This is a genomic window from Halodesulfovibrio spirochaetisodalis, from assembly GCF_001672295.1.
Classification (GTDB): Bacteria; Desulfobacterota; Desulfovibrionia; order Desulfovibrionales; family Desulfovibrionaceae; genus Halodesulfovibrio; species Halodesulfovibrio spirochaetisodalis.
The window spans coordinates 49,168-59,828 of the sequence record NZ_JXMS01000022.1 but is presented as its reverse complement, the minus strand read 5'-3'; the positions used below and the strand labels follow the sequence as shown (position 1 = coordinate 59,828).

The window sequence follows — 10,661 nt, the reverse complement described above, 5'->3', positions numbered from 1 at the left end:
CTTTTGTGCCTTTCTTTGGCTAATTTAAAACAAAGCATGGGACACCTTTTTTCGAATACTCAAGATTATAAAAAAGATGTAAAAAGCTGTTGGGGTGAACATATCTTCTTTGAACGTACTTTGGGTATGTTGAAATATCTTAATAAAATAAGATTTTGAGTTTATAGGTAAAGCATTTTTGCAGAGATTGGAAAAGGTGTGTTCATCAAAACTAAGTATAATTGTAGTGTGTTGTAATGACAGTTTCGCGTTACACATTCTAAATCTGTTTTAAACACGAAGTAGCATGTTACTACTGGCATCCTTTTTTTTGATGAATGTTGGAGTCGTTTTGGGATCTGATGTTTTAATTGCAGGATGGCTTTGAAATCATAAATGGACTGATTTGAGGTGTGTTCAATAGCTCACAGCAGTAACAACCTATTTTGAAAATCTGCTAGTGGCGTTTAGTATGTGGGGAGGTATGCCAAGGGTTAGTAACTAGTTATGCATCCTGTTGTTATAAAAAAATAATGACTGTGTTTTACCGGTACTGCTAATTGAATTCAGGAATAAAAAAATAAGTATATCACACGCTCGAAGATTTTTCGGGCGTTTTTTTGTGTGAAGTTTTCAAAATTATCAAATTGATTAGAATGTTAGTTTTCTCGGTTCCTTGCTGTGGTGTTGATAGTGTGTCATGAAATAACCGTTTTATATTGTGTTGGGTATACAGCTTAGTACTTGTTACCTGCCGGGCTGGGATGGTTGTGTCCGGCATCAAGGAGGTTAGGGTGAAGAGATTTATATCAGCACTGGCATGTGTTCTTTTGATGGCATCTGTTGCAGTTGCAGCATCACCGAAAGACACATTTGTGTTTGAAAGCTATGGTACTGTCCGTACCCTTGATCCTGCGTGCGGCTATGATGTTGTATCACATCAGCGTATTATGAATATTTATGAGCCGTTGATCTTTTTTGATGGCTCTGCAACGGACAAATTTGCTCCGGTACTTGCCACAGAAGTTCCATCTGTAGAGAACGGTGGAATCCGCGATGGTGGCAAGACGTATGAATTTAAAATTCGCAAGGGCGTAAAATTTCATAACGGTAACGACCTGACACCAGAAGACGTTGCCTACTCCATCAAACGTCACATGGTTGTTGATCAGGATGGCGGCCCTATGTGGATGATGCTGGAAGCAGTTGCTGGTGTTTCATCTACCCGTAAAGATGGTAAAATTATTGATGGTATTTTTGAAAAAATCGATAAGGCAGTGGAAGTACAGGGTGATTCTGTCATTATCCATCTTCCGCAGCCATTCCCACCGTTGCTCGCTGTTCTTGCCTACTCATATGGTGGTGTAATTCTTGATAAAGAATGGACTATTGAAAACGGTGGATGGGATGGAACCGTTGAAAATGCTGCAAAATACAATAGTCCTGCTTTTGGTGCCGAGCCGTTACAGAAAATTGCTAACGGTACCGGTCCGTATTCAATGTTGAAATGGATTCCTTCCAATGAGTTTATCTTCCAGCGTAATGAAAATTATTGGGGAGAAAAACCAGCACTGAAGACCGCGATTGTCCGGTACAATAAAGAGTGGAGCTCTCGTAAGCTTGCGCTGCAGAACGGGGATGCTGATCGGGTAACGGTTGACCCGCAGTACCTTCCTGAAGTGGAAGAGATGGATAATGTAAAGATTTTCTCTGTTCCACAGCTGTCTGTTTCCGGCGCAATGTTCTGTCAGGTAATTAATCCTGAAGCGAATCCGAACATTGGTTCCGGTAAGCTCGACGGAAACGGTATTCCGCCTGATTTCTTTACCGACATTAATGTGCGTAAAGCATTTCTTCATGCCTTTGATCGTAAGTTATACATTGAAGATGTTTGGAACGGTAATGTGGAAATTCCTACATCACCCAATGCCAAAGGACTTCCGTATGGTAAGGTTGAGCCTGTGTATGAATACGATCTGAAAAAAGCCGCTGAACTGATGAAAAAAGCATGGGGCGGCAAAGTGTGGGATAAGGGCTTTAAAATGGTTATTACCCACAATACCGGTAATGCCCAGCGTGAAGCTGCAGCCCATATGCTTGCAGAAAACATTATGTCCTTGAATCCCAAGTTCAATATTGAAGTCCGTAATATTGACTGGAAAGATTACTTGGTCGCATATCGTAAGTATCTGCTGCCGGTCTTCATCATTGGATGGGGGGCAGATTTCCCTGATCCTGATAACTTCCTGACTACTTTTATGGCATCAACAGGTGCGTACGGTAAGTACATGGGATACAAAAATGAAGAGGCGGATAAACTTGCTAAATTTGCCCGCTTTGAAATTGATCCCGATAAACGCCGTGATGCGTACTACCGCATGCAGGATATCTGGTACGAAGATGCACCGGGTCTGATTCTTTACCAGAAGGTCGATCATTTTGTGTACCGCACTAATGTTGACGGTTTTATTCCGCACCCGATGCTCGATCATGAATGGGAAGATTTAAAACTGCTGAAGAAGAACTAAACACCAACCCGTAACAATACGCCCCGAAGGTTTGCCTTCGGGGCTTTCACAGGATGTTATGACTGCGTATATTATCAGGCGGTTACTATTTCTTGTGTTCGTTCTGTTTGGTGTTTCAATCCTTATTTTTGGATTGCTTTCCACCTTCAGTCCGGAACGGCGAGCTGCTGCGTATGTCACTACGCCTCAGCAGGCAGAGAATATTCCGCTAATTATTAAAGAATATGGGCTGGATAAGCCTATCTATGTCCAGTACGGCAAGTGGATACAACAGGTTGCACAGGGTAATCTCGGCTGGTCGCTGGTGGCGGCGCGCCCTGTTGCAAAAGCTTTCTGGAATTATTTTCCAACCACTCTTGAACTTAATCTTTTTGCGTCGCCTCTGGTGGTTATTGTAGGCATATGGCTCGGTACAATGTCAGGGGTCTATCGCGATTCTTTTTTTGATCATTCGACGCGTATCGCTGCGATTGTCGGATGGTCTCTGCCTACCTTCTTGTTTGCGCTTATCCTTTTGATGATCTTTTATGGATATCTGGACCTGTTTTCTCCGGGAATTCTTTCCAGTGAGCTGGCGTTATGGGTAGCCAACAATCCTGATCAATTTGTCCGCTATACAGGGATGTATTCTATAGATGGCCTGCTGAATGGCAGACCGGATATTACACTGAATGCACTCAATCACCTCGTGCTGCCTGTGCTGACACAGGTAATAGTCGTTGTTGCGCTGCTTATGCGCGTCATGCGTTCCGGTATGATCGAAGAGATGAGCAAGGACTATGTCATTACCGCAAAGGCAAAGGGCGCTGACTTTAAAACAATTTACCAAAAGCATGCTAAGCGGAATGCACTTATTCCGGTAATTACTGTTGCAGGACAGCTCGTGGCGCTTTCCATGGAAGGCTCCATTGCTGTTGAAGTTGTTTTTAACCGTCAGGGTATGGGGTGGTGGCTGGCAGAGTCCGCTACCCAGCTTGATATGCCGGTGCTTATGAGTGTCTGTATGTTCGTGGGGCTTGTCTTCGTAATTTCTAACCTGATCATCGACATTATGTATGCATATGTCGACCCACGCATCAGGCTTCACTAGGAAGGTGCAGTATGGAAACAAGTACAACAATGGATGCGGTTCAGGCTCATGAACATCCGCGTCTGCGGGAACTTAAATTTACACTTGTGCGCATCTTCAGGAATCCTTCTGCAGTGATCGGCGTAGTATTGCTGTCATTTTTTATTGGGGTAGCTATTGCAGCACCATATATTGCGCCGCCCAAGTATGCGCATGCTCCATATAAAATGCCGCACAAAGGTTTTTCGCCGACACCGAAACCGCCTTCAGAGCGTTTCATTATGGGGACGACATCCGGCCAGTATGATATTTTGTATGGCGTAGTTTGGGGAACCAGAACCGCCTTTAAAATCGGTCTGCTTGTTGTCGGATTCGCAGGACTTGTGGGAGTCACCCTTGGTGTTGTGGCTGGGTATTACGGTGGCTGGTTTGATGAAATACTGATGCGATTTGTGGATATTGTGTGGTCAATTCCGCTCCTTGTGCTGGCAATGACAATCGTTGTTGCCTTTGGAAGAGGGCTTGAAAACATAATTATTGCGCTGGCTCTGGTAGAATGGCGCTGGTATGTGCGCGTGATACGGTCGGAAGTTTTGAAATTGCGGCATCAGGAGTTTGTGCAGGCAGCAAAGCTTATGGGCGTATCGGACCGTAAAATTATCCTGCGCCATATCCTGCCAAACTCAATTTATCCGGTGTTGATTATGGGCTCCATGGATATGGGGTCTATGGTTATTACAGCATCATTTTTAAGTTTTGTCGGACTTGGTGCCCCAAGAGGGTACGCAGACTGGGGGCAGATGGTTGCACTTGCCCGTAACTATATTGTCGGGCCTGCGAATAATCCGCTCCAATTCTGGTACACAATATTCTTCCCGGGCATCTGCATTATCCTTTTTGTACTCGGGTGGAATCTACTGGGTGACGCTTTGCGTGATGCCTTTGATCCTAAGTTGAGGAGACGCTGATATGGCTGTTTTACTTACTGCACAGGATCTTACAACCAATTTCTATACCTATGAAGGCGTGGTCAGAGCTTTGGATAAGTTTACATTATCCATCGATCATGGCTGTACATTTGGACTTGTGGGTGAGTCCGGCTGCGGAAAATCTGTAACTGTACGTTCGATGCTGCGTGTCATCCAGTCTCCCGGTGTTATCGAGGGGGGCAGGGTGTTGTTTTCTGAACAGGCAGGGACTGATCCCATCGATCTTCTGGAACTTTCAGAAGAAGAAATGGAGGGCATCCGCGGAGACTCTATCTCAATGATCTTTCAGGAACCCAACGCTGCGCTCAACCCTGTACTTACAATAGGGTATCAGGTTGCAGAGAGTTTCTTGTTTCATCGGACAGCGCAGATGAGCACGCGAATCTGCGAAAAGATCGACGGTGGAGTATCCTTTGGACTGCTGACACCATTGTATCGTGCAATGCTGTCCATTGCAGCGAAAAGTCCTAAATCTCGTTTCCTTAAAGCGTGCTCTCGTATTCCTTTACTGAGAAGATGGGATACGCCGGTGAAAGATGAAGCAATGAGACGGGCAGTAGATATTATCGGCAAGCTAGGAATAGCTAATCCTGAAGAAATTGTTACCCGCTATCCCCATAATTTGTCCGGTGGTATGAAGCAGCGCATTGTTATTGCCATAGCACTTGCCTGCCATCCAACCCTGTTGATTGCAGATGAGGCGACATCCAACCTTGACGTGACGGTTCAGGCGCAGATTCTGCAACTCCTGAATGATCTTAAAAAGGAAAGCATTTCTTCCATTCTGCTTATTACGCATGATCTTGGCGTAGTCGCCGAAACATGTGAAAAAGTGGGGGTTATGTATGCCGGAACCCTGTGTGAAACAGGCAAGGTGGAAGAGGTTTTCTCCAGACCACTGCACCCGTACACACAGGCCTTGCTTACCTCAGTTCCTAAATTTCATCAGGAAGGTGAGCTACAGTCCATTGAGGGAAGTGTGCCCAACCTTGTGTATCCTCCTTCCGGCTGTCGATTCCATCCCCGTTGCCCTAAAGCTATGGAGCAGTGTTCTATAGAGAAACCGGAATTGAAAGAATTGCGTAAAGGGCATTTTGTGGCCTGCCATTATGCAGAGGCGCAGGTGGGGGGACTGGTATGAGAAAGAAGATACTGGAGCTGAAGGGGCTTGAAAAACATTATCCTGTCTATGGCGGTGTCTTTAAGCGCAAGGTTAATTCCGTGAAAGCGCTGGACGGGATTGATCTTGATATCTATCGCGGTGAATGCCTTGGTGTTGTTGGAGAGTCCGGATGTGGTAAAACCACCACCGGTAAAGCTGTCATTAATCTGCATGCTCCCACGGGAGGGACGGCGCTCTATTATCCTGAAAACGGTGAGCCGGTCGATATTGCAGGAATGTCCAACAGACAAATGAAGAAGGCTGGAATACGCAGCAGATTACAAATGGTATTCCAAGACCCGACGACCTCTCTTAATCCCCGTATGTTGATAAAACATATTGTTGCGGAACCGATTAAGGAGCAGGAAAAGCTAAGTGCCCGTGAGCTTGAGGCCAAAGTAGTGTCCATTCTTGAAATGGTCGGACTTTCCCGCATGCATCTTATGCGGTATCCGCATGAGTTTTCCGGCGGGCAGCGGCAGCGCATTGCTGTAGCGCGTGCCATTGCGGCATCACCTGAGTTTATTGTGCTGGATGAACCTACCAGTGCTCTGGATGTGTCGGTGCAGGCGCAGATTCTTAATTTACTGGATTCGCTTCGTAAGGATTTAAACCTTACCTATCTGTTCGTCACGCATCATCTGCTGGTAGTTAAGTATATTTCTACCCGTATTGCTGTGATGTATCTGGGAAAATGCATCGAAACATGTCCTACGGATGAGCTGTTTATGAATCCGTTGCATCCATATACGCATGCATTGCTCTCAGGTATTCCGAATCCCGAAGTGACGGGAAACTCCAGTCGTATCGTGCTTGAGGGCGATGTGCCAAGTCCGTTGAATCCACCGGACGGATGCCGTTTTCATACCCGTTGTCCGTTTTGCATCGATATTTGTCGCAGGGAAGAGCCTGCTCTTATTGATGTGGGAGGCGGGCATAGTGTTGCATGTCATCGGCAGGACAGCGTTGCTGCCCTCGTTGAGGAACGATACGGGATATCCGGATATTGCTAGACAAGTATTTCAAACTAACATTGATCGGCCATACACAGTAGGTGTGTGGTCGTTTTTTTTGTGGCTTAATAGAGGAGGTGTAAGAGAGCCTGACTGCAGTATGAGAGGATATACTTTTATCTGGTTGTGCCGAGTACTTTTTTTCATGCATGTATTTGTATAAAAAAATAAATTGCTAATTCAATATGTTGTGTTCTTGCTACCTGTTCTTTTGTACGGGTTGTAATTATGTTGTTTATAATGCAACATGTTGTATTGCTTTAAAAAGATATAGCGCTAAAAACTGTTGTATGGGGTTTTGTTACAATAATGTCAACTTCACCCATAACGAAATGTGCTTGATTTCGATATTGAGCATGTGTAGGAGTTGTGGTCGCAATGCAACAGGGTGTTGAAGATGCTTATGTTGTGTACAAAAATGTCAAAAAATACATGCTGAATGTGTATGTTGCATGCAGTATGTGCGATATAATACGTTTTGTATCATGTTATACTATGTTGTCTGATAGTTACGCGCGTTGTCTGACGGCAGCTACAGCAATATGTCGAAAGGGAGAGGTATGCTTTCAAAAAATCTTGGTGCAATCAGCATTGTAGCTGGCACATCTATCGGAGCTGGGATGCTCGGATTGCCGATGGCTATCGGCAGTCTTGGGTTTGTTACAGGAACTCTGGTGCTTCTGTTCATGTGGCTTATTGCCATGTACGTTGCGCTTCTTCTGCTCGAAATCAACATTGAATTCGGCACCGGTGTTAACCTTAACTTTATGACACGTAAAATTTTAGGGCGTCCCGGACAGTTGTTGGGAACGGGTAGTGTTTTCTTTCTGTTTTACTGTCTTCTTGTCGCGTACCTGACCGGTATGGGCGGTATTATCGCAAACAGTACCGGACTTGATGCACGCATGGGAACAATGGCTTTTGCCGGTATCAGCGCACTGCTGCTATTCTCCGGTACAAACTCTGTTGTTACCGCAAACAAATACCTGTTTATTGCTATGCTCGTGGGCATGGTTGTTAGCTTTGCGACCCTTGGTGGTCAGCTGAATGTTGCTAACCTTGCACAGGGACAGCCAAAGGCAAAAGTTCTCATCATGTCTTTGCCGGTTCTGTTTACGTCTTTCGGGTACCATCCTTGTATTCCGAGTATTGTGAACTACGTAGGTGATGACAAAAAAACACTTATCCGCATCCTCGCAGTCGGTAGTACTATTCCGTTTATCTGCTACTTTGCGTGGTTGACTCTGGCTCTCGGCAGTGCAACTCCGGCGCAGCTTGCAACCATGGATAATGTGGACATCCTCATTAATCAGATGAGTGGCGGTTCTTCATGGGTAACAACCATCCTGTCTCTCTTCGCTTCCCTTGCACTCATTACTTCCTTTATAGGTGTATCCTTTGCACTCTTCGATCTTGTAGCTGAGACTTTCCGACGTAAAGACGATAAAGTGAGCCGTGCGGGTACAACTGCGATTGTATTTATTCCACCGCTTGCAGCCTCCTTGCTTGCCCCGAATGGCTTTATCGCAGCTCTTGCCCATGCGGGTGCAGCGTTCACCATTATCGCAGTGTTCATTCCGTGCGTGATGGCGTGGAAAATGCGTTCTGCAGGCCAGAACCAAGCGTACCGTGTTTTTGGTGGCAAAGCGGCAATTGCTGTGAGCTTCCTGTGCGGTCTTGTTATTGTGAGTGCCAGCTACATGTAGTTGGCTGCTCTGCCAGTAGATAATGAAAAAGCTCCCTGTTATGCAGGGAGCTTTTTTTATTGATGTTCTAGGTGGTCTTCTCGGGGCGTGGAGGAACACTGGTGTGGCTTTTGCGGTGGTAGTTTTCCCCTTTTCCTCGTGGTTTGTGGTGTGTCTGTGTTCCGTGGAACATTTTATGCGTTGCATACGGAGGGTGATGTTTGTGATCAAAGTACGCTGAGTGGCCTTTGTGCCAGATTTTGTAGCCGTTGCCGTGGAGTGTTTCTCCTAAAATTTCAGCGCGCTCTGCCTTCATTTGTCCTCTGTTTCTACGCCCATGCTCCTCGATGTTCATTCCATAATCATGCTCGGAACAGCAACCTTTATGCGGTGAATGCTTCTTTCCTTCGCAGCAGCCATGATGACCGTGTTCGGGAACTTCGTCCCAATGCGGTGCTCGACCATAGTTATGCTCAGAACAGCATCCTTCATGTGCTTCATGTTCAATATCCTCACAGCATCCGGTCTGCTGTTGGTGTTCGTGATGTCCTTCTGCATGTTCGTGGGTGTGGCATAGCTGGTGTTCACCCTTGCCGTGACAATGGTGGTGGGAATGGAATCCGTGTTCATCAAGTTTATGAGGAGGTTCTTGATGGTGCCCGCTGTGGTGCCCGTCATATTCTTCGTCATGATGGTGTCCACCGCGATGATGGTGAGCCAGCATTTTGCCGTTTCCCCCGTGCTCTTGGGCGTGCGGGGTGTGTGTCTCGTGATGGATGCGTTGGCATGCCTCAGGTGCGCACCATTCCAAGGTGATAACAAGGCGCTGTTTGTCTTTTTTAGCTTTTGCCTCGATATCCATTTTTACTTCGGAATGAGGATGCAGGATGATCTTTTTGTCACCTTCTTCAATGACGACTGCACCACTGCGCAGGCCATCCAGAAAACAGTCGATATGTGACACTGCAAGTTTGCAGGGGATCGTGTCGGAAATGTGGATTTTTTTCTTTTCCATGTGTCTCTCCTCCAGCCGCAAGTGCTAGCAGAGAGATAAGAGAATCCGGTTCAGCACTGCGGCGTCTATGTATGGTGAGCTTTGGTTTGTGATCAAGTCACAGGATACCACAGTAATGCCTTCGCGCGACAGCATATCATGGTTCAGAGAGCCATTATACCGCGTTGCATCGGAATCAATCACGATAAGATTAAGCACGTCGCTCGTGGCAATAGTGGATGGAGCGTCTTTTTTCAGATGGAAAAGAAGGGTTTCAATTTGTTCTGTAAGGGTATGCCCGACAACTTCAGCGTCTGTTCCTGTGTTGGGAATAAACACCTTAGGGCATTTTGTACGGGCGATACTCTCTCCTACACCAGAGGGAAGCAGGTTGGCTATAACGCTGGAGTAGAAGCTGCCCATAGGGTAGCAAATGAGTTCCGCCTCGTTGATGAGTGCGCTTGTGCGGTCGCTGATGGAGACGGAAACAGGCTCGGAGGATTGCTGAGATTCGGCAAGCCAGATGGAGTCAATTTTAGTGGTAAGCGGGGCTGTTTCTTTGCCGGTAATACGATGCTGGCCAATAATGTTTTCACCATTGGCGAGAGATACAGCAAGTTGTGCTGTCACATTGGCAATAGGACGCACAGTACCGCGTACTTCAGCAAGTTTTGAAAAGAGGTAGATGACAGGGGCGAGCTGTCGCCCGTTGTCGAGATATCCGGCTGCTAAAACCAGATTCCCAAGACTGGCACCGCGCAGGTCAAATGCATCGGAAATATGATTGCGGATAGAAATCATGCTGGTCTGGATGAGCTTGCGCATAGGGTATGGCACCGCAAGAATAAGCGGATGTGTTCCTTCGGCAAGTTCAGCAAGCTCAGTGCGCAGCTCTTGCTGAGAAGCTTCAGTATTCAGGCGGTGGGTGAAAAATGCATAAATTTCCGGGTTGCCCAGAACAGAATCATCAGCAAGAGACATAAGGCGGTTGCGGATGTCTCCCACTGCAGGCATGGAAAATTCATCCCGCAGGACGGCCGAACTTCCTCCTGAATCAAAGGGCGTAATCAGGTGCACGGAGTTGTGTGTATATTTGATAATATCGCGGGAAACTCCCTGTAATGCAGTACCACCACTGAAGAATAGAACGCGGGGGCCGTTCTGCGGTGCAGTACGGTAGCGTTCAATTTTCAGCGGGTCGGGTACGTTTACCCTTCTTGTTATTTCGATGGTAGGCATTAC

Annotated in this window: 8 protein-coding genes; 6 read left to right on the top strand and 2 right to left on the bottom strand. The window is 46.4% G+C overall.

Going from position 1 to position 10,661, the window contains the following annotated elements:
- Positions 1-773: 773 nt before the first annotated feature.
- The 6 genes from SP90_RS12110 to SP90_RS12085 all read left to right on the top strand — a co-directional run bounded on the left by SP90_RS12110 (position 774) and on the right by SP90_RS12085 (position 8,446).
- Positions 774-2,507 (top strand): ABC transporter substrate-binding protein, encoded by a 1,734-nt coding sequence (locus tag SP90_RS12110; RefSeq protein ID WP_066856562.1) that lies wholly within the window; start codon positions 774-776, stop codon positions 2,505-2,507.
- Between the two features lie 58 nt (positions 2,508-2,565).
- The gene (locus SP90_RS12105; protein ID WP_066856559.1) at positions 2,566-3,597 is read left to right on the top strand and encodes an ABC transporter permease; all 1,032 of its coding nucleotides are present in this window, start codon (positions 2,566-2,568) and stop codon (positions 3,595-3,597) included.
- Between the two features lie 11 nt (positions 3,598-3,608).
- On the top strand, positions 3,609-4,544 hold the full coding sequence (locus SP90_RS12100) for an ABC transporter permease (RefSeq protein WP_197498796.1): 936 nt from the start codon (positions 3,609-3,611) through the stop codon (positions 4,542-4,544).
- A 1-nt stretch (position 4,545) separates the two neighbouring features.
- On the top strand, positions 4,546-5,706 hold the full coding sequence (locus tag SP90_RS12095) for an ABC transporter ATP-binding protein (RefSeq protein ID WP_066856556.1): 1,161 nt from the start codon (positions 4,546-4,548) through the stop codon (positions 5,704-5,706).
- Positions 5,703-6,740 (top strand): ABC transporter ATP-binding protein, encoded by a 1,038-nt coding sequence (locus tag SP90_RS12090; RefSeq protein ID WP_066856554.1) that lies wholly within the window; start codon positions 5,703-5,705, stop codon positions 6,738-6,740. Before SP90_RS12095 ends, SP90_RS12090 begins: the two co-directional genes overlap by 4 nt.
- 560 nt (positions 6,741-7,300) lie before the next feature.
- Positions 7,301-8,446, top strand: coding sequence for an amino acid permease (locus tag SP90_RS12085; RefSeq protein ID WP_066856551.1), 1,146 nt, complete (start codon positions 7,301-7,303; stop codon positions 8,444-8,446).
- Positions 8,447-8,513: 67 nt separating this feature from the next.
- On the opposite strand, the gene SP90_RS12080 is transcribed toward SP90_RS12085, so the two are convergent.
- Together SP90_RS12080 and SP90_RS12075 are read right to left on the bottom strand one after the other, a co-directional pair.
- Complete coding sequence (locus SP90_RS12080; RefSeq protein ID WP_066856548.1) at positions 8,514-9,440, bottom strand: amphi-Trp domain-containing protein; 927 nt, start codon at positions 9,438-9,440, stop codon at positions 8,514-8,516.
- Positions 9,441-9,464: 24 nt separating this feature from the next.
- Entirely contained in the window at positions 9,465-10,658 is a 1,194-nt protein-coding gene (locus tag SP90_RS12075) for a GAK system CofD-like protein (RefSeq protein ID WP_066856546.1), read from the bottom strand.
- Positions 10,659-10,661: the final 3 nt, after the last annotated feature.

Excerpts from the sequence above, each read along its gene's own strand:
- SP90_RS12090 (WP_066856554.1), top strand. The coding sequence starts at position 5,703 with ATGAGAAAGAAGATACTGGAGCTGAAGGGGCTTGAAAAACATTATCCT.
- SP90_RS12100 (WP_197498796.1), top strand. The coding sequence starts at position 3,609 with ATGGAAACAAGTACAACAATGGATGCGGTTCAGGCTCATGAACATCCG.
- SP90_RS12080 (WP_066856548.1), bottom strand. The coding sequence starts at position 9,440 with ATGGAAAAGAAAAAAATCCACATTTCCGACACGATCCCCTGCAAACTT.
- SP90_RS12095 (WP_066856556.1), top strand. The coding sequence starts at position 4,546 with ATGGCTGTTTTACTTACTGCACAGGATCTTACAACCAATTTCTATACC.
- SP90_RS12075 (WP_066856546.1), bottom strand. The coding sequence starts at position 10,658 with ATGCCTACCATCGAAATAACAAGAAGGGTAAACGTACCCGACCCGCTG.
- SP90_RS12105 (WP_066856559.1), top strand. The coding sequence starts at position 2,566 with ATGACTGCGTATATTATCAGGCGGTTACTATTTCTTGTGTTCGTTCTG.
- SP90_RS12085 (WP_066856551.1), top strand. The coding sequence starts at position 7,301 with ATGCTTTCAAAAAATCTTGGTGCAATCAGCATTGTAGCTGGCACATCT.